The organism is Balneola vulgaris DSM 17893 (assembly GCF_000375465.1).
In the GTDB taxonomy this organism is placed as follows: domain Bacteria; phylum Bacteroidota; class Rhodothermia; order Balneolales; family Balneolaceae; genus Balneola; species Balneola vulgaris.
Genome location: NZ_AQXH01000006.1, coordinates 1 through 19,540 on the forward strand (window position 1 = coordinate 1; position 19,540 = coordinate 19,540).

Consider the following 19,540-nt stretch of genomic DNA (forward strand, 5'->3'; position numbering starts at 1 on the left):
CTTAGGCTTTTATCAACGCTTCGTGCAACAACCCTTTTGCACATTCATAGCCAACTTAAGATCCTGAATCACGCATCACTTCGTTCTGCTGTTCAGGATGACGTCTTAATTGGTTGACTGGTTCCTCGGTAACAGAAAAGTGTTAATGCCCTGAAATACTTTATTTGCCCCCATCATCTCCAGCGTTAGAATTGAGCAGGAATCGCCTTCATTTTGCATAGCGTCAGAGAAGCAGAACATGCGCCGATTCCGACAGCTGTCGGGGTGGTGTAACTCCCCTTTTGTCCACACAATAGGGGAAAAGAAAGAGAAGCTGGAGCTTCTTGAATGCATTCCCAACGTGGACGTTGGGAACGAGAGTAAGTTCTGCTTCACTGACGTTAAGAAAAAACCGTTTAAATCTTACTCCGATATTACTGTAACAACAAGAAGAAACATTTCTCTATTCTTATAGTTAATATCTAAATTAAAATTTAGGACATCCTTTAAAAGTTTTAGCAAATTACTGGAAAGTAATATCTAAGCTACGTTAAATTAATAATCTACAATAGAATAGGCTCTTATTATGCTTACCAAAATAACAACAAAACCTATTATTTCAATTCTGCTCTTAGGGGCTTTATTGATTAGCACAGCGTGCTCAAGCGATAGTGGCGAATCACCTACTTTGGACATAAACTTTAATACTAACACCTCAGCCTCTACTCTTTCAAAAGCAAAAAATAATAACCTTGTAAACACTCTAACTTTCACTAGTGGCACCATTACACTCACACAAATTCAATTCGAAGTTGAAAGCGATGAAGGCGACTCAGTAGAAGTTAATATTGAGCAAACTGTGAATATTGATTTTGCAACAGGTGGCACCACTCCTGACTTAAGTTCACTTGTTTTACCAGTTNGCACATTCGTTGAAAGTAGAGTTGAGCTAGAATTACTCGATGACACCAACAATCCGTCTGTTGTAATTGAAGGAACTTTTGTTGATGGAAACAACCAATCTCACCCAATTCTGTTTGAATTCAACTCTGGAGAATCGTTCGAAGTAGAGCGAGAAGGCATGATTACTTTCGATACGAATATGAATGTTATTGCAGAAGTAACTTTTGATCCTATTGTTTGGTTCGCTGGTGTTAGTAGAACTATGCTAGAAGGAGCCACTAAAAACAATTCTGGTATTATTGTTATTAGTTCCACTAGTAATAGTGATATTTTTGATATCGTTGCTGACGGGCTTGATTTAGCAACAGAAATAGAAATAGAAATGTAATTATAATGGGATAGTACAAACTCCCATTCTTAATTACTTGAGTATCAAATAAACCTAGTTTTCGAAAATATAGATTCAGTTTATACTTAAGTTTTCTCTTAAATACCGATTGTAAGTTTACTTTTACTAACTACCTACAACAAAAAAGGCTACCGCGTAAAACAGTAGCCTTTTTTCTATAATTCTATGAAGCCTATTATTTCTCGGAGGCCATATAGTAGAGCTGAATGATCTTCAGCTCGTCATAGCCAATGGTTTTATTCAGCTCATCGTAAACCGGGCGTAGCATTAAAGGACCTTTCTTCTTGAAGGCTTTCAACACTTGATCGCGTTGGCGTAGCGATAAACTTGAGGCATTCAACAAACCTTCTAAACGAAGTTCGTTGCCAGCATCTAAGAAATCTTTCAGGTGTTTTAGGATGGTCATGTCTTTCACGCCATGCTCTTCCGCAAGAAGTTCAATGCTTTGTCCGGCGTTAAAAGCCTCGCCAATCACTTCATACTTCTCACCAATCTTCTTAGTGGCTACTACCTTTTTCTCGAGCGATTTCTTTCGCTCTTCCACTTTGTGCTCTGCCGCGTACTTCTTCACCACGCCAATAAAAGCATCGCCGTACTTTTCCTTCTTCACATTCCCCACCCCATATAATGGATCGAGACTTTCTTTGCTTTGAGGGAAGAAATAAGCCATCTCAATTAAAGTCGTATCTGGGAAGATACTGTACGGCGGGATATCCTGTTCGTCGGCCAATTCTTTTCGCTTCAATCTCAACAGATCGAAAAGGGCGGCATCATGTTCATTTTCAATTTCAGATGAGGTACGCACAACGGCCTCGCCTTCCAACGAAGTCTTAGAACGGTCGAGTGTTCCAAATACATTTTCGGAACCATCTAATACAGCCAGCGCCGACTTCTCGAGCTTTAAGTTACCGTGTTCGCCCTTACTGATATATTCTTGGCGAATTAACAGCTTCGAGATTTGCATCCATTGATCTTTCGACCAATCGATACCAATGCCGTAAGTTGAAAGCTCATCATGACTGTTTTCCATCACTTTCTTCGCCTTCGAACCACGTAAAATATCCGCAATATGACCTGCACCGAATTTCTCTCCACTTCGGATAATTGTGCTTAAGAACTGCTGTGCTTGAATAGTCAAATCTTCCACTTCATCATCTACCGATAGGCAATTGTCGCACATGCCACATTCCTCTTTAGGGTAGTTTTCCCCGAAGTAACTCATCAATGGCTTACGTCTACAATCGGTAGTCTCTAAATACTTCACTAGGTCTTTTAAGTGCTTTTCAGCCACTTCTTTTTCCTGACCCTGCTTCTTGTTGATGAAGTATCGGATTTTCTGCGTATCGGATGAGCCGTACAACAACAAACAATCGGAACGCAATCCATCACGGCCTGCTCTACCAATTTGCTGGTAGTACGATTCTATGTTCTGCGGCATATCATAATGAATCACAAACCGTACGTTCGGCTTGTTGATACCCATACCAAAGGCGATGGTTGCCACAATAATGGATACATCGTCTTTAATGAAGGCGCGTTGATTCCCCGCACGCATACCATCACTTAAACCGGCGTGGTAGGGCTTCACGGAATAGCCTTCATCCTCTAATGCTTCGGCAAGTTCATCCACTTGGCGCCGAGAGAAACAGTAAATAATACCCGACTGCTTCTTTCTAGTAAATAGGTAATCCAACAACTGGTTCAGTGGATCTTTTTTATCCACAACTTTTAAGAACAGATTTTCACGATCGAAACTCGAAATAAACTCTTCAGAATCATCAAACTTCAGGATGCTCTTTATATCCTGTTGAACACGTGGAGTAGCCGTTGCCGTTAGTGCCACACATACTGCTTCCGGGAAGTCTTCACGAAGCTTAGCAATCTGGCGGTACTCTGGCCTGAAATCATGCCCCCATTCAGAAATACAGTGCGCCTCATCAATGGTGAGACAATCTACTGTTAAGTTATTCAACATTTCCCGAGTCTTATCCATCATCAAGGTCTCGGGTGCTACATATAGTAATTTCACTTTGCCCGACTTCACTTTCCGCACGTTGAAGTCGTACACATCATGGCTTAACGAGCTGTTCAGATATACAGCATCAATTCCATACTCTCTAAGCTGCTCTACTTGATCCTTCATCAAAGAAATCAGAGGCGAGATCACAACCGTCAACCCATCAAATAAAAGTGCGGGTATCTGGTACACAATAGATTTACCCCCACCCGTTGGCATAATTACCAATGCATCTTTTCGGTCTAAGATTTGGGTAATCGCCTGCTCTTGTTGAAGTCTAAAATTATCGTACCCAAAGGTGTCTTTAAGTACTTGCCTAGCCTGATCTATCATTAATGGTCTTGTGTGCTTTTGCTCAAATTCTATTTTGTTTAAAGATATCCATCTCAGCACTAATAAGTGAAGGTTAATATCTTGTTGGCTGAACTAATTTCATTTTTAAAACGAATAGAGTTTATCTATACTCTGTAATCGTATAAGATTATCCCTTGGAAGGGCTTACAGGCAGTGCTAGATTTATCAATCAACGCAATAATTCATCCATAATTGGTAATTAACTATGCTTGGTATCGATGCCCTAGATATTGTAATCGGACTTTTGTTCGTATATCTGCTCTTCAGCCTTTTTGTGACCATCCTTAATGAAATCATTTCTAGTCTATTTCAGATTCGGGGAAAGGAACTTCAATTTGTGATAGATGTGATGATCACCCAACCATTACGCGAGAATTTCTATAGTCACCCACGCATCAAAGCCTATAGCAAGCGTTCCCTATTGAGGCGTTTGAAGAATCCCCTTCCGGATAACAAAAAGAAGCCCCGACCAGACAAAGAAATACTACCCTCATCAATATCGCCCAAAGACTTCGCGCAGATCTTATTGGATATGTGCATCAGCGACATTGAAGCAAAGTCGGAAATACCTCTCGAGGATATTAACTATGATGATATCATTGCTTATTTAAACACGCTGGAAAAAGAGCAATCTTCCATAAACGAAATCACTTTCTTGAAATCTAGGGTAGAGGAAGCGCGCATCAACTATGAGCTCATCCGCAAAGAATCATTGAGCTGGTACACTCATTTGGTATCGGAATTGGAAGACTGGTACGAAGATATGATGAGTTACGCCAGTGAGTGGTATAAGCGCAAACTGCGGTTCATACTCATTGCTTTGGGCTTTGTAGTGGCGATTATTTTCAATGTGAATACCTTCAACGTAGTTGAAAACTTAGCGAACGATCCTGAAGCACGAGCTTTAATTGTTCAACAAGCCGAGCAGTTTATAGAAGACTATCACACCGTAGATGGAAAGGTGGTGGCTAAAAGTGATTCTGCAATGATGGAGTTTGCGAATACGGCAGAGGTGAATTTGTTTTTGCAGAACAAACGAAAAGAGTTGTTGGCTTCGCCCGATTCTGCGAAAGTGGATAGTATCTTGAGAGCTCAATACCCCACATTGAATACCATTGATTCGCTGAGTACCCAAACTCGATACTTGGTAGAGACGCAGCTTGCCGAAGCGACCTCTATCCTTGGCTTAGGCTGGGATAATACGGATAAACCGTCAGGGTTTATGGGCTATATAAAGCAACTCCTAGGCTGGTTCATTACCGCATTGGCAATCAGCCTAGGAGCTCCTTTTTGGTTCGATATGCTCAACAAAGTGGTGAACATTCGAAGGGCGGTTCAAGAGAACAAACGAAGTACCTAAGGGATTACTTACTTAGGTACAGGCTCTTGAACTCGAATGGCTTTTTGAAGTGCTCATCGTTGAAGTCTTTTGCGAAGTAGATACTTTCGCCTGTCGACTTCATTTCTGGTCCGAGCTCTTTTTTCACCCCAGGGAATTTATCGAATGGGAATACCGGCTCTTTAATCGCCCAACAATCCAGTTTCGATTCTAGGTCGAACTCAGAGAGCTTAGCACCTAACATCACCTTCACCCCAATGGCTGCCTCGGGGCGTTGTGTTGCTTTGGCTAAGAACGGCACCGTACGGGTAGTTCGTGGATTCGCTTCAAGCACGTATACTTTCTCATCTTTCACGGCATACTGCACGTTCAAGAATCCTTGAATTTCCATGGCCGCTGCAATCTTCTCTTGGTACTCTTCGATTTTAGCAATCACTTCATCACTCAGTGAATATGGAGGCAGTACTGCGGTTGAATCGCCTGAGTGTACCCCCGCTGGCTCTATGTGCTGCATCATCCCTGCAATGTGAAGTTGCTCGCCATCGTATACCGAATCAACATCCACTTCAACGGCATGCTCTAAGTACTTATCAATAAGGAAGGCGTTTTCAGGATGCGTTTTCAGGATACGACCCACATAACGCTTTAGCTCTTCCTCTTTCACGGCAATTCGCATGCCTTGTCCACCTAATACATAACTTGGGCGAATCAGCACTGGGTATCCAATTCTGTCGGCGATCTTAAGCGCTTCTTCTTCGTTGAAGGCCGTTCCGTACTCTGGGAAAGGGATATCAAGCTTGATCAGTAGGTCAGAGAACTGTCCACGATCTTCGGCGAAGTCAATCATTTCGAAGTCGGTTCCAAAAATCTTGATGCCTTCTTTAAGGAATCGCTTCCCTAATTTAAGCGCCGTTTGACCACCCACCTGAATAATCACACCTTCAGGCTTTTCATGCTCGATGATATCCAACACTCGTTCCCAGTACACAGGCTCAAAGTAGAGCTTGTCGGCAACATCGAAGTCGGTGGATACCGTCTCTGGGTTACAGTTAATCATGATGGCTTCATAACCCATCTCTTTGGTAGCAAGCACAGCGTGTACACAGCTGTAATCGAATTCAATTCCTTGTCCAATTCGGTTCGGACCACTTCCAAGTATCACTACTTTCTTTCGATCGGTTACTTCACTCTCGTTTTCCCCTTCATAAGATGAGTAGTAGTATGGTGTTTGTGCTGGGAACTCAGCCGCACAAGTATCTACCAACTTGAATACAGGCTTCAGCCCTAAACTCTTACGCTTCTCGCGTACTTCATCTTCTGTTACTACTCCGTTACTCTTACTCAATAACCAAGCAATTTGAGTATCCGAGAAGCCGGCTTGTTTCAACTCATATAAATCGTCTTTTTCGATAGTTATGAGTGATTGTCCTTCCGTTCTATTCTCAAGCGATACCATGTATCTGATTTGCTGTAGGAACCAAGGATCTACTTTGGTGATATCCGCTATTTCTTCTACCGATGCTCCTAATTTGAAGGCATTTCGGATTTGAAGCGAGCGATCCCAATAGGGTTTCTTCAATCGCTCGCTCACATGCTTACGATCTAGCTCTTCGTAGCCGTCTGCTCCTAAACCATCACGGCCTACTTCCATCGACTGCCATGCTTTGTTGAGTGCCTCTGGGAAGTTACGCCCGATGCTCATCACCTCACCTACCGCCTTCATCTGTGTTGAAAGCTCTTCGTCGGCACCAACAAACTTATCGAAGTTGAAACGAGGCACTTTACATACCACATAATCGATACTTGGCTCGAAACATGCCGATGTGGTACCTGTAATCTGATTCTTTAATTCATCAAGGGTATACCCAACTGCGAGTTTGGTAGCCACTTTTGCAATAGGGTATCCCGTTGCTTTTGAAGCTAACGCCGAAGAACGACTTACACGAGGGTTAATCTCAATCGCCACAAATCGATCGCTTCCCGGCTCCATGGCAAACTGAACATTACATCCACCTGCAAAGGTACCGATAGAGCGCATCATCTTGATGGCCGCATCTCGTAAAATCTGTAGCTGCTTGTCGGTGAGTGTTTGCGTAGGCGCAACGGTTACCGAATCACCCGTGTGAACACCCATAGGATCCATGTTCTCGATAGAGCAAATAATCACGACGTTATCGTTGGCATCACGAAGAAGCTCCAATTCATATTCTTTCCAACCGAAGATACATTCTTCAATCAACACCGAGTGTACTGGACTCATCTCTAACCCACGGAGTACCTTTTGGTCGAATTCGTCTTCATTCCATACGATACCACCTCCGGCACCCCCCATGGTGAATGATGGACGGATTACAATCGGCAAACCACCAAGCTCTTCTTTAATCTCTTTCGCATCTAACAGCGACTCAGCTTGTCTACTTTTACACTGCTCAATACCAATTTCTTCCATCTTATCACGGAATAACTGGCGGTCTTCGGTAAGCTCAACCGCGTCAATATCCACTCCGATAATCTGAATTCCATTGGCTTCCCAGAACCCTTCTTTTTCGAGATCTCGCGCTAAGTTTAGCCCTGTTTGGCCACCCATAGTTGGTAGTACCGCATCTGGCTTCTCTTTAGCTACAATCTCTTTGATAGAATCGGTGGTCATCGGCAACATGTAGATCGAATCTGCCATGATGGGATCCGTCATAATTGTTGCAGGGTTAGAGTTGATAAGCACGATTTCGTACCCTTCCTCTTGCAGTGATTTACAAGCTTGAGTTCCTGAGTAATCAAACTCGCACGCTTGACCAATTACAATAGGACCAGAACCGATGATGAGAATTTTGTTAATGTCGTTACGTCTAGGCATTTCAGTACTTTTTAAAAAAGTTAAATTTCTTGGTTTCTTTGGTTATTGGAGCGCTTAGGCCTTGTGCTTTTTAATCAGGTCAATAAACTGATCAAACAAGTAGGCTGAATCGTGTGGTCCCGGTGAAGCCTCAGGGTGATACTGCACTGAGAAGCCTGGGAAGTTCTTGAATTTCAGCCCTTCAATGGTGCCATCATTTAAATTGATGTGAGTTACTTGAGCTACCTTCTCATCAACGCTACCTTCTACTACTCCGAAACCATGATTTTGAGTAGAAATTTCAACGAGTCCAGTATCTAAGTTTTTAACAGGATGGTTTGCTCCTCGGTGGCCTACAAACATCTTTCCAACTTCGATGCCTTCACTTAGCGCCATTAATTGATGCCCTAAGCAAATTCCAAACATCGGCTTTCCAGTAGACTTCGCATACTCAACAATCTCGAGTGCATACTCGGCGGTAGCATTTGGATCGCCCGGGCCATTGCTAAAGAAGTAGCCATCGGCATTCCATTCTTTCACTTCTTCTAAGCTCGTTTTAGCCGGGAATACTCGAAGCGTACATCCTCTGTCTCGCAGGTTGTTGATGATGTTTTGCTTAATCCCATAGTCGAAAGCAGCCACTTTGAGTCCACCTTCGCCATGAACTGTTTGGGCTTCTTCTCTACATACTTTTGAAGCAAGCTCAAGACCAGCCATATCTTCCCAGTCTTTTGCCATCTGCACTAATTTGTCTTCATCTAGTTCAGTAGATGAAATCACGGCGTTCATCACACCCTTCTCACGAATATGACGTACTAGTTTTCTTGTATCTACCCCAGAGATACCCACTACTTCATTATCCTCAAGGTATTCTTGAAGGCTGCGATCGGCCATTGGGTTACTAAACTCCCAAGAAAAAGCTCTAGTGATGATACCTGCAACCATCACCTTTCTGGCTTCATCATCTCTTGCCATTGTACCATAGTTCCCAATATGAGGATAGGTCATCATCATTAACTGACCGTGGTAACTTGGGTCTGTAAAGATTTCCTGATAGCCTGTCATGGAAGTGTTAAAACAAAGTTCACCGCCAGTGATACCTTCATGACCTACGGCCCATCCGTGAACCACGGTGCCATCACTAAGTGCGAGAATTGCTTTTTTTCTAGGATAAAGTGACATAAACGTTTTTTGATTTTTGCTGGTGCGAGGTTAATGACGTTGAACAGAGCGGAGTCCACCCCTTCCAAGTTTTGATCGTGGAAAAGCGACGGACAAGAAGTAAAAAAGTGGTAGTGAAAAAGAAGGTAAGGCTTAGATAAAAACTCAAAAAAAATCCGACTACGGAAACCGTGTCGGATTTAAAACTGATATGAGTAAACAGAAATGGCATCAATTGCACATCCATTTTATTAAGGTGTGCGCTGCCGATTTATCAAAGCTATAGATTGCTGACACTTTTATTCTGTTCGAGCTTTGTTCAAAGTTCCACGAAGATAAGGAACCAGCGATTTCTATTCAACGCAGTTCCGCTTTTTATTCTGCTTTTTACCAATCTTCATCTATAGGGGACACTCCTTCAAAGTGTATCACATAATCACCATAGATAGGATCGTAATAATGACCGTTTTCTTTGTAGTCGGCATTCCACTTCTTACTGCCATTCTCGCCCAGTTCATATAAATACGGCGATATCTTAAGGCGTTCTAGATGCCAACGCCCTTCTTCCCCGGATGGAATTTCTTCGCCATTTCCATATAACATGAGTCCACCATCGGCATATACCTCGTGCTGCGGACTCGTTTCTCTATACTCATGGCTTACATTCATCACTTTGTGCCCAATTTCATGAGCGACTGTTCTTCTGAATCTGTCTGGGCGCGCCAAATTACTAATAGTGATCACACCTCTATATGGTTTTGGGATGGTGCCCGGATAGGAATACGATGGGAAGGAAAGTCCGCCAGTTCGCACTGTTTGCATCATCCAATTTCGCCCTTCGGCCACGGTTAGAAATGGATAGAATACATCTTGAAGAGCCACTAAGTAAATGGTTCTATCACTGTCTTCAGTTTCTTCCACGATATGCTCAAAAGCCTGCTTAGTTTGCTCGGTTAATTCTGCAGGGTTCCGGTAACTGTGCTCATACATATTTGCATAACCCGTGGTTGGAATACCCGGCACCTTATTGGCTTGAATTGCTAGAAATTTGGGGTCGATCTCACCCTGCTTAATCCAGAGCAGATTAATCTGAACATCCGTAGGCTTAAATATTTCTTTAGCTGCTACAAAGCTTTCAATCATGTTATCCATGGTTACTTTGTTGAATGCATCATCAAAGTTTGACGGGAAATAAATTCCTACATCCATGGTTAGTTTCCCCGGTACTATATCGCTGTTGATGCTATCTACTTTGCTTGTAAGCACTTCTTGCCACTTAACCGGTTCCACATCCGATTTTACTTCTGACTTATCGCCTGTAGTACACGAAATCATTAAAATTACCACGAGTAGCGTGTTCAATATTCTCTTCATTACCTATTCCCTTATGTTAGTTTTTGAGGAAGGTAGCACATGGCAACCAATTCAAAAAATGGATTTTTAGTATTATTTAGCGCCTTTTACAATCAATTTAGAAACAAGTACTTCCTTTAATTATATTTATCGAATTCTTTAAAGAGCATAATTTTTTATATCGTGTTCACAAACCCCAAACAACTCTATCTATTATGAAAAAAGCATATTCTTCCCTCATTCTATTGTTCGCCCTGCTGATTTCAACTCATGCTGTTGCGCAGGAAAATCAAATGCACGCTGGTGCAGGTCTGGTTTATGGCAATGAAGTCGAAAAATTCGGTGTAAACCTGAATGGGTACTACACCATCACATCTGAGTTTAGAATTGGTGCTACTATTAACATTTTCTTCCCTGAAAGTGAAACCTTTGGAGGCAACGACTTCAAATCTCAGTTTACAGGCATCAACTTTGATGGTAATTATTTCTTTTACCGTGAGAATGAGTTGAGCGCTTACGGGTTAGCTGGAATTAATATCCTACGTGGTAAAGTAGAAGTAAATAACGATTCTGAAACCGACTCTGAGGTTGGCCTTAATCTAGGCGCCGGTTTAGAGTATGCTTTAGATTTCGGCAATCTATTTGGTGAGTTGAAGTTTGCAGGCCTTGGTGGCGATGCCGATCAACTCGTATTGGGTGCAGGTGTAAGATTCAACCTGTCCAATTAAACCAACCTTTTGATAAAGCCCCTAACTTCAGGGGCTTTTTTTTATTTAGCTGAATCTTTTGTGGCAGCAATCACACTTCCGGTCATCACACTCAGCCCTCCGACTAAGCCCCCAATCAATCCCGTAATCAATACCACCAATAAAGGACTTCCTACGTTCAACATCGTAGCGATGCGCTCAGCCAAAATTCCGTCATTCGCCAAGTGAATATATAAAGCTTGTGCTCCCCATAGCAGAAACATGGCCGCAAAACCCATTCCAAATGCTTTTCCTGCATGTTCTTTGTAAAACAGCCCTAGAAAAAGACCGGCTACCGTAATTACCCACCATGGCAGTACAAGGTTAGCTAGAAAGGCGAGTAAGATATAAAGTGTAATTAATTTCATAATACGATTGCTAAAAAAAGGTTCTCAGATTCTACTTTTTGGGAGATAATTCCACGCTATAACTGTATTCAGTTGGTGCTTCTTTATGCAAGATGAGCTCAAAATGCTTCCCTGTTCTCCAAGCTTCTAGCATATTATCATAATATGGGGAGCCCGGATTCCCAGATGGTCCACCCGGATACACGCCATACCCTCTAACTTCGGGCCCTAATACTATCACCATTCTCCACGATGGGCCAAAACCATCTCTGGTTGCATTCACCGACTCCGACGAACCTCCCGATATCACATTTTGATCTCCAAAGCCAGGGATATAAGAGATGTGTTCAATATCATTATTCATTTGGTATCCCCACTTCCATCTATCTGTTACTTCTTCTCCTAAGCTAGAGTAGATGTTCGTAATCGCTTTCTTAAATGAGGCCGTTGCTAACTCTTGAATAGACTCCTTTTTATCGGTGGTAATGTCATCAATAAAGGCCATTTCAGGATTTTCTTTTATCAACTCAATCACTCGATCTCTTGAGGGTCTACGCATAGCTAGCTCAACAGAACCATACTCATCATTAAAAATAGCATTGTAGAACTGCCTCCACCACTGTCTAAATAAAAACGGCTCGATGAGATCTGCGTTATTGAAAAAATTCCATTCACTAAGCTGTTGCAGAAACTCCTGTTCATCTTCACTCAGTTCACTGCTATCTACCCAGTTAATCAATTCAGGAAGGATAGTTGAGGCATGATAGCTGAAGTTATCCATTTGCAACTCCATCATATCTTGCATGGTGATGTCCTCCATTTCACGAAGTCTATCATTGATGCGTCGACCTCTTTCGAAGGGAGCGAATTCATCATCTAAGTAATAGGGATAATCTTCAGCCGCTGACTCCTGGTTCGCTGAACTCACAAAGCCTCGCTCTGGATTTTTAACATGTGGGTTATGCTCAAATGGAATCCAACCTTGCCAATCATATCTCGGATCTGACCCATCACTAACGGTTCGTCCTTGATGCTTCCACTTATTTGGAAATTTCCCGTTCACCCAAAGAGCAATGTCACCCTCGCTACTAGCAAATACAAAGTTTTGAGCCGGGGCCACATAATGACTTAACGCTTCCACATAGTCATCATAATCTTTTGCTCTATTCAAGCCATAAAACGTTCGAATATCTGAAGAGCCTTCATGTGCAATCCATCTCAGTGCAAAGTATTTAGTCTTCTCTTCATCTGTTGCGGAATTCAACTCCCATACAGGACCATGATGCGTATAAATCAACGTGTCTAAAATGGTTTCTTCACCACGCACTTTAATTTCTTCGATTCGTTGTGAGGTTGGCTGCCAAGCGCCGTCATACCAATACTCACTCATCGTCTCATCTTTGAAAGTGATTTCGTACCAATCCATTACATCCGAGCCTACATTGGTAACCCCCCAAGCTACTTTTTCATTGAACCCGATTACCACTCCTGGTGCCCCTTGTAAAGAAACCCCACGTACGTTCACCGTTGGTGAGTGTAATTGCACTTCGTACCAAATAGATGGGTAGGTGAGAGATAAATGTGGATCGTTTGAGAGTATAGGGTAACCCGACTTTGTTTTTGAACCGGCGACCGCCCAGTTATTACTACCCACTCCTTCAGGACGTTCGAAATCATCCACTCCTCTTATATCTGATGGCACATATAGTGAATCAGGTTGGTTCACTGGCACTCGCTCAAAATCCCATTTCTTGGAAGCTGGAATAATAGGGTCGTTTAAATCGGGCTTAGTAGTAAAGAAGGTTTCAATAAAGTCTTCCCCAAAATATTGAAGGGTATTACTAGTTCGAATGTCATTATTCCCTCCCGCCAGAGTGCGAGTCATGTTTTTTAGAAGATACACCGTGTTCTTTTCGATCCATGCTTCGGGTGCGAAATCCAACACTTTGTACTCTATAGGGTAGTCCTCAGCACTTAATTCTGCCAAGTATGCATTCACCCCTTTAGAATATGCTTGAACGGCAGCCCATGAAACTTCATCCTTTTTTAACACTTCATAGGCTTGATCGGCCCCATAAGTCATACCGAGCTTTCTGGTAGATCGATCACGTTCTAGAGCCTGATTACCTACTTTTTCTGCTAATCGCCCTGCAGCATCAAAAGCTTGCATCTCCATTTGAAACAGGCGGTCTTTGGCGGTTACATAACCCTGGGCATAATATAAGTCATGATCATTTTGAGCGAAGATATGAGGCACTTGTCGCTCATCGTAGTAGATGCTAACCTTGTCTTTTAGTCCTGCTAGCTGAAGTTCATCATCTTGGTTATCTGCTGTAACTGCATTTGCCCAAAAACCGGCTTGTGGGTCAAAAAACTTTCCTAAGGGTGGGATGGATCCAAATTTTGTATGGAGAGCAGTAACAACTGCAATCAGGAGGATTGCACAAATCCCGGCTTTTAAGAACTTCATAAAATAAAAACTGTTAAGTGTTAAAAAAGGCACACAGATTTAACACTTAACAGCGTAAATCTCAACTTACCAGAGCATCATTTTCATACAAAATACACTACCGCCGCTTTTAAGAAACTCTGCAGTGCTAAACTCATGTACGTTGAAGCCATTCTCACGTAGCTTTTGGTTTACATCCGTGCAGCCCTGTTGTATAAATACATTTTTACCATCAGGGCTGGTAGCATTACAAGCAAACAATTCTTCTGCTTCATACTTAGAAGCTTCTATAACGGTAGGGAATACCTTGTTGATAAGAGCGAGTCCTTCGTCAGTAAATGCCTTAGGGTAAATCAACGCTGTGTTCTCATCAAGAATACATAAGCAGGTGTCTAAGTGATAAAACTTATCATCTAGAAGCTCAAAGGTGATTACAGGAACATCATATTTTTCTGAGATGAGCTCATATACTTCCTTAGAGGAACGGAAACCATATCCACCCCAAATCAAGCCTTTCTTGAAGTGCCACAGTGCATCGCCCATTCCTTCAAAATCGTTGAACTTTGACTCATCTAAATGATGGATTTCATACTGGCTCTCTTCGTAGAACTTTTGAATAGCCTCTACTTCACCTTTACGTTCTTGTGCGTGCATAATACTCATCAGCACTTTTTTATTCCCATCTTCATCGATGTAAGGCAAACTTTGGTTCGCACAGAATACCATATCAGGATACCCACGCTCTCCATCTAGTACTTTCGTTTCTAAGCCTAATTCATCGTAGGCTTTTTTCAGGTGCTCCCACTCATCCATTGCTGCAATTTTGTCTACATCTCCAATATTTCCCTGCATATGCGGATTGATCACATACTCTACCGCAAAGTGTGTTGGCTTTACCAATAGCACCTTTTTAGGAGCTGGCATTTCTCTTAAATCGGATAGTTCAAAATCTAATTCTTCTACTGTTGATATAACTTTCTTCATGGATAATTTCTTTCTAATTAGGAGGGGCACCAAAGATTGCAAAAAAGCTAAATCGGAACAAATTTTAATAGCTTATTTATTAATGAAAAGCACAGGTAAATCACTATTTTCAACCACTGAATCCAAACATTTTTTCATGTCCCAAAAAAATCTCATTATCGCCTTCGGTGGAGCTTCGCCTGAACACGAAGTTTCTGTGTTAACTGCAATGCAAGTAATTGCTGCACTCGATGAATCTGATTATACCCTTACGCCTTTGTATATCACCAAATCTGGCAACTGGTTAACCGGCCAAAAGCTTCTAGATCTGAGCAATTACAAAGACCTCAACGAACTTGAAGCTTCCTCCACGCGCTGTGCTTTTGTGAAAGACGAGATGGGCCGAACTTTATTAAAGGAGCAAGAAAAACAAGGGCTGTTTACTAAGCCTGCCGCCATACCCGTGTATGCTGTTGTTACCGCCTTTCATGGTAGCGATGGTGAGAATGGCTCTTTTCAGGGTACTTGTGAGATGTTTAACATTCCTTATACCGGTAGTGGTGTTCTGGCGTCTTCCGTGGGCATGAATAAAGTAAAAGCAAAGCAACTATGTGTAGCCAATAAAATTCCTGTTACAGATAGCTTAGACTTTTTTGAAAAGAATTGGGAAGACGATCAAGCAACCATTTTAAAAGAAGCCGAAATGATTGGCTATCCACTTATCGTGAAGCCTTGTAATCTAGGCTCAAGTATTGGAGTAGCTAAAGCGAATTCCAAAGATGAACTCATCGACGCGATTGAAACTGCTTTTCGTTACGATGCTCATCTACTAGTAGAAGAAGCCATTCAACCTCTGATGGAAATCAACTGCTCGGTTTTAGGAAGCAGCACCGATTGCAGAGCCAGTGTTTGTGAAAGACCTATGGGTGCTTCTGAAATGCTCTCATTCCAAGATAAATACCAAAGTGGAGGGAATGCAGAAAAAGGCATGGCTTCCGCAGATCGAATTATCCCTGCCGACATCTCCTCAGAACTTACCGAAGAGATTAGAGAGCTCGCTGTTCAAACTTTCAAAACCTTCGATGCTTCAGGAGTTGCACGATTAGACTTCCTAGTGAACGCCGATACCAAAAAAGTATACTTTAATGAGATTAACACTATTCCTGGGTCGTTCTCATTCTACTTATGGGAAAAATCAGAGCTGACTTTTAAAGCGCTAATCGAAGAATTAGTAGCGGTTGCAATACAGAATCATCAAGCTAAGAATGGTCGTGTTCGTAGCTATCAAACGAATTTGTTGAATGAAAAAGCCGCAAAAGGTATTAAAGGACTAAAAGGTTTAAAAAAATAACACCATGCGTACGATCTCCTCTTTACTTCCTTTACTTATTGTTGCCATACTCATAGGATGTTCTTCATCTGCGGAAGTTATCGTAGTGGATTCTACCGGGGGTTTAGGGGAGGAGAGTGCTCAGCAAACGCCTCCAGCAACTACAACCACTGCACCTCCGAAATCAGATTTCGTTAAGGTGACCATAGGTGAACACGATACTATTCACTCCCTAGATCCACTGTTTGCACAAAATGCCGCCGAATTGAGAGCAGTACATTTGATTTATGATGGACTCACAACTATCAACGAAAATAACCTAGTGCAACCAGCAATTGCTTCCTCTTGGGAAGTAAGTAGTGATTCTCTGAATTACACCTTCACACTTCGACCCGATGCTTTTTTCCACAATAACACTGCATTTTCTTCGGGCAAAGGTAGATTGGTAGTTGCTGAAGATATTCTACAGATATTTAAACGCATGGGATCCCTGAATGCCCCAACCCATATCGCAGAGCGCTTTTATGCTATCAAAGGATATCCATCCTATCACCATGAGCAACTGAGTGTAAAAAATCCCAAGCTACAAGCTATTACCGAAATTGAAGGTATTTCAATTGAAAATGATTCTACTATCTCTTTTCAATTAACCCAAAAAGACGCGGATTTCCTTTCCAAATTAGCACATCCGAATGCTTCTATATACCCAATAGAGAGCGTTTCTAAAGAAGAGGTATTACTTGATTCGCCTATTGGAACCGGTGCTTTTTATATGGCCCAAAAAATGGAGGATAAAATCATTCTTGCTGCCAATAAAGATTACTTTGGGAATACAAATGAGCTAAGTCGAATTGATATCGTTCACGGCAAAACGGAATCGAGCCTGTATCAAGAGTTTGCTAAAGGCACTGTGGATGCTATTATCGCACCTAGCCCATCTACACTAGCTACCGTTAGTGATATCACAGGTGACATTAATCCTGTATTTAAAAATGTGTTTAGTTTAGAGAAAACTGATGCACTTACAGTAGTAAACATCTTCTACAATCCGAATTCACAAAGAAATGAACTTCATGATCTTATGACTCAGACTAGAGTTATTAGCTCTGATGCTGTAACTGACTTTACAATTCAAACGGCTCCTTCTATTGCTGACTCAATACTTGGTAATGAACAAATTCTTTTTGCTTACACCGACAGTCCGTTTGAATTACATTTATTGAACCGACTAGCAAGTACGCTAAATGAGCACGCAGCTGTAGTTCTTGGATCTACCTATGCCGTTTGGGATGAAACCGTATTTTCAACCAAGTATTTTAGTGGAGCAAAAACTAGCTTAACATGGAATGCACCCACTTATATTCTACAACATAAATCTATCACTGGTATAGATCTTGGGCCTTATAACTGGGCTATATCTTTCGATTCCTTTTCACGAAATTGAGGCACTATGAAATTTGCTATCGTTGCTAACCCGAGAAAATTCGAAGTAAAAGGAATATTAGAAAATGCCATTAAGTGGGCTTCCTCTAATAATGTTCAGTTTTTGGTGAGCGAGGAAGTGTGCTCCCTCACGAATATTAATTTCCCTGATGTAGTCATTAAAACCAAAGACGATAAACTGTCTATCGAACAATCGAATGTTGTAATTGTGATTGGCGGCGACGGAACCATTCTTTACACTGCTCGCATCTCTAAACACACTCAAAAACCAATTCTCGGTATAAATAGTGGTCGCTTAGGCTTTATGACCGATACCAAAGCTGAAGACCTTGAAAGTGCTTTAGACTCTGTAAAATCTGGCAATTATACCCTCGACGAACGTCATTTCTTGAAGGCTATAGATCAAGACGGAAATGAATATCATGCCCTTAATGAGTTTTTGTTTACCCGAAAAGATTCAACTTCCATGATCAACATCACCGCAGAGTATGATGGAAGTTTAATTAACACCTATTGGGCAGATGGACTAATCATTGCCTCATCAACAGGCTCTACGGCCTATAATTTATCATCGGGTGGACCTATTGTACTGCCCGGCACCGGGGTCATGCTGGTAACGCCTATTAATCCACATACATTAACTACTCGTCCGCTTGTAGTTCGATCAGATAAATCACTTAAAATTAGAGTGGATGAACAGGAGAGTGAAGTCAGTTTTTCTTATGACGGTGTGCACTGCCCAACAAATGGACTTCCCTTAGAAGTTGAGATCACAAAAAGCGACTTAGCCTTCCAGCTTATCACACTCCCCGGGCATAATTATTTTGAAACTCTACGCAATAAATTGATGTGGGGAAAGGACAGCAGAAGAAACAAGAAATAAGCTATTCAAATTGTTATCTTATGGGTCTTAGAGACTTTTAAATTGCTAAAAATAACCAAAAACAATCTAGATAATGAAAGTAACAGTTGTAGGAGCCGGAGGTAACGTAGGATCTACTGTAGCACTTAGCGTTGCACAGCGTGATTTTGCTAAAGAAGTTGTAGCCGTTGACCTTGAGCGCAAAGACGGAGATAAAACCTTTTACCCATCTAAAGGCCGTGCATTAGATCAATGGGAAGCATCCCCAATTCACCTTTTTGATACTCGTATTAAAGGTACTACAGACTACGCTGATACAGCTGGTTCTGATGTTTGTGTTATTACAGCAGGTGTACCTCGTCGCCCTGGCATGAGCCGTGACGACTTACTCGAAATCAATGCTAACATCGTGAAGAGTGTTACTGAGCAATTAGTAAAATACTCTCCAGACACGATTATCATTGTTGTATCTAACCCACTTGACGTAATGGTTCAAGTTGCTAAAGATGCTAGTGGTCTTCCACATGAAAAAGTAATGGGTATGGCTGGTATCTTAGATACTGCTCGCTACCGTGCTTTTATCGCAGACGAACTCAATGTATCTCCAAAAGATATTCAGGCGCTATTAATGGGTGGCCACGGTGATACTATGGTACCACTTCCAAGATTCACTACTCTCTCTGGGATGCCTATCACGCACTTTATCTCAGACGAACGCTTAGAAGAAATCGTAAACCGCGCTAAAAAAGGTGGTGGAGAAATCGTAGGACTTATGGGAACATCTGCATGGTATGCACCTGGTGCTGCTGCAGCTCAAATGGTTGAAGCGATTCTTCTTGACCAAAACAGAATCTTCCCAGTATGTGCGTACATCGATGGCCAGTACGGAATCGACGACCTTTACATTGGCGTTCCAGTGAAGCTTGGCAAAGGCGGAATTAAAGAAGTAATTGAAGTTGAATTAACGAAAGAAGAAAACGATCTTCTTAAGCAGTCGGCTGATGCTGTACGTGGTACACTCAACGACTTTAAAAAACTAATGAATAAGTAAA

At 41.9% G+C, this 19,540-nt stretch carries 13 protein-coding genes; 6 read left to right on the forward strand and 7 right to left on the reverse strand.

Features of this window, described 5'->3' with window-relative positions; genetic code table 11:
• Positions 1–1,466: 1,466 nt before the first annotated feature.
• Entirely contained in the window at positions 1,467–3,641 is a 2,175-nt protein-coding gene (gene recQ, locus B155_RS0110865; RefSeq protein WP_018128294.1) for a DNA helicase RecQ, read from the reverse strand.
• A 226-nt stretch (positions 3,642–3,867) separates the two neighbouring features.
• Here recQ and B155_RS0110870 point away from each other — a divergent pair, with 226 nt between their 5' ends.
• Complete coding sequence (locus B155_RS0110870; RefSeq protein ID WP_018128295.1) at positions 3,868–5,022, forward strand: hypothetical protein; 1,155 nt, start codon at positions 3,868–3,870, stop codon at positions 5,020–5,022.
• A 4-nt stretch (positions 5,023–5,026) separates the two neighbouring features.
• On the opposite strand, the gene carB is transcribed toward B155_RS0110870, so the two are convergent.
• The 3 genes from carB to B155_RS0110885 all read right to left on the reverse strand — a co-directional run bounded on the left by carB (position 5,027) and on the right by B155_RS0110885 (position 10,369).
• On the reverse strand, positions 5,027–7,855 hold the full coding sequence (gene carB, locus B155_RS0110875; protein ID WP_018128296.1) for a carbamoyl-phosphate synthase large subunit: 2,829 nt from the start codon (positions 7,853–7,855) through the stop codon (positions 5,027–5,029).
• Between the two features lie 54 nt (positions 7,856–7,909).
• On the reverse strand, positions 7,910–9,016 hold the full coding sequence (gene carA / locus B155_RS0110880; protein ID WP_018128297.1) for a glutamine-hydrolyzing carbamoyl-phosphate synthase small subunit: 1,107 nt from the start codon (positions 9,014–9,016) through the stop codon (positions 7,910–7,912).
• Between the two features lie 366 nt (positions 9,017–9,382).
• Positions 9,383–10,369 (reverse strand): zinc metalloprotease, encoded by a 987-nt coding sequence (locus B155_RS0110885; RefSeq protein ID WP_018128298.1) that lies wholly within the window; start codon positions 10,367–10,369, stop codon positions 9,383–9,385.
• A 194-nt stretch (positions 10,370–10,563) separates the two neighbouring features.
• On the opposite strand from B155_RS0110885, the gene B155_RS0110890 reads away from it, so the two are divergent.
• Positions 10,564–11,076 (forward strand): outer membrane beta-barrel protein, encoded by a 513-nt coding sequence (locus B155_RS0110890; protein WP_018128299.1) that lies wholly within the window; start codon positions 10,564–10,566, stop codon positions 11,074–11,076.
• 41 nt (positions 11,077–11,117) lie between these two features.
• On the opposite strand, the gene B155_RS0110895 is transcribed toward B155_RS0110890, so the two are convergent.
• From B155_RS0110895 to B155_RS0110905, 3 genes are all read right to left on the reverse strand, one after another.
• Positions 11,118–11,462 (reverse strand): hypothetical protein, encoded by a 345-nt coding sequence (locus B155_RS0110895; RefSeq protein ID WP_018128300.1) that lies wholly within the window; start codon positions 11,460–11,462, stop codon positions 11,118–11,120.
• 31 nt (positions 11,463–11,493) lie between these two features.
• Positions 11,494–13,911, reverse strand: coding sequence for a penicillin acylase family protein (locus B155_RS0110900; protein WP_018128301.1), 2,418 nt, complete (start codon positions 13,909–13,911; stop codon positions 11,494–11,496).
• Positions 13,912–13,977: 66 nt separating this feature from the next.
• Positions 13,978–14,874: a dimethylarginine dimethylaminohydrolase family protein gene (locus B155_RS0110905; RefSeq protein WP_018128302.1), complete on the reverse strand. Its 897-nt coding sequence runs from the start codon at positions 14,872–14,874 to the stop codon at positions 13,978–13,980.
• Positions 14,875–15,010: 136 nt separating this feature from the next.
• On the opposite strand from B155_RS0110905, the gene B155_RS0110910 reads away from it, so the two are divergent.
• The 4 genes from B155_RS0110910 to mdh all read left to right on the forward strand — a co-directional run bounded on the left by B155_RS0110910 (position 15,011) and on the right by mdh (position 19,539).
• Positions 15,011–16,204, forward strand: coding sequence for a D-alanine--D-alanine ligase family protein (locus B155_RS0110910; RefSeq protein WP_040368515.1), 1,194 nt, complete (start codon positions 15,011–15,013; stop codon positions 16,202–16,204).
• Positions 16,205–16,208: 4 nt separating this feature from the next.
• Entirely contained in the window at positions 16,209–17,627 is a 1,419-nt protein-coding gene (locus tag B155_RS0110915; protein ID WP_018128304.1) for an ABC transporter substrate-binding protein, read from the forward strand.
• Positions 17,628–17,633: 6 nt separating this feature from the next.
• Entirely contained in the window at positions 17,634–18,509 is an 876-nt protein-coding gene (locus tag B155_RS0110920) for an NAD(+)/NADH kinase (protein ID WP_018128305.1), read from the forward strand.
• 73 nt (positions 18,510–18,582) lie between these two features.
• Complete coding sequence (gene mdh / locus B155_RS0110925) at positions 18,583–19,539, forward strand: malate dehydrogenase (RefSeq protein WP_018128306.1); 957 nt, start codon at positions 18,583–18,585, stop codon at positions 19,537–19,539.
• Position 19,540 lies beyond the last annotated feature (1 nt).

What these genes read in the sequence shown, in the direction of transcription:
- B155_RS0110915 (WP_018128304.1), top strand. Translation starts at nt 16,209, where the DNA reads ATGCGTACGATCTCCTCTTTACTTCCTTTACTTATTGTTGCCATACTC.
- B155_RS0110890 (WP_018128299.1), top strand. Translation starts at nt 10,564, where the DNA reads ATGAAAAAAGCATATTCTTCCCTCATTCTATTGTTCGCCCTGCTGATT.
- B155_RS0110885 (WP_018128298.1), bottom strand. Translation starts at nt 10,369, where the DNA reads ATGAAGAGAATATTGAACACGCTACTCGTGGTAATTTTAATGATTTCG.
- mdh (WP_018128306.1), top strand. Translation starts at nt 18,583, where the DNA reads ATGAAAGTAACAGTTGTAGGAGCCGGAGGTAACGTAGGATCTACTGTA.
- recQ (WP_018128294.1), bottom strand. Translation starts at nt 3,641, where the DNA reads ATGATAGATCAGGCTAGGCAAGTACTTAAAGACACCTTTGGGTACGAT.
- carA (WP_018128297.1), bottom strand. Translation starts at nt 9,016, where the DNA reads ATGTCACTTTATCCTAGAAAAAAAGCAATTCTCGCACTTAGTGATGGC.
- B155_RS0110920 (WP_018128305.1), top strand. Translation starts at nt 17,634, where the DNA reads ATGAAATTTGCTATCGTTGCTAACCCGAGAAAATTCGAAGTAAAAGGA.
- carB (WP_018128296.1), bottom strand. Translation starts at nt 7,855, where the DNA reads ATGCCTAGACGTAACGACATTAACAAAATTCTCATCATCGGTTCTGGT.
- B155_RS0110900 (WP_018128301.1), bottom strand. Translation starts at nt 13,911, where the DNA reads ATGAAGTTCTTAAAAGCCGGGATTTGTGCAATCCTCCTGATTGCAGTT.
- B155_RS0110870 (WP_018128295.1), top strand. Translation starts at nt 3,868, where the DNA reads ATGCTTGGTATCGATGCCCTAGATATTGTAATCGGACTTTTGTTCGTA.
- B155_RS0110895 (WP_018128300.1), bottom strand. Translation starts at nt 11,462, where the DNA reads ATGAAATTAATTACACTTTATATCTTACTCGCCTTTCTAGCTAACCTT.
- B155_RS0110910 (WP_040368515.1), top strand. Translation starts at nt 15,011, where the DNA reads ATGTCCCAAAAAAATCTCATTATCGCCTTCGGTGGAGCTTCGCCTGAA.
- B155_RS0110905 (WP_018128302.1), bottom strand. Translation starts at nt 14,874, where the DNA reads ATGAAGAAAGTTATATCAACAGTAGAAGAATTAGATTTTGAACTATCC.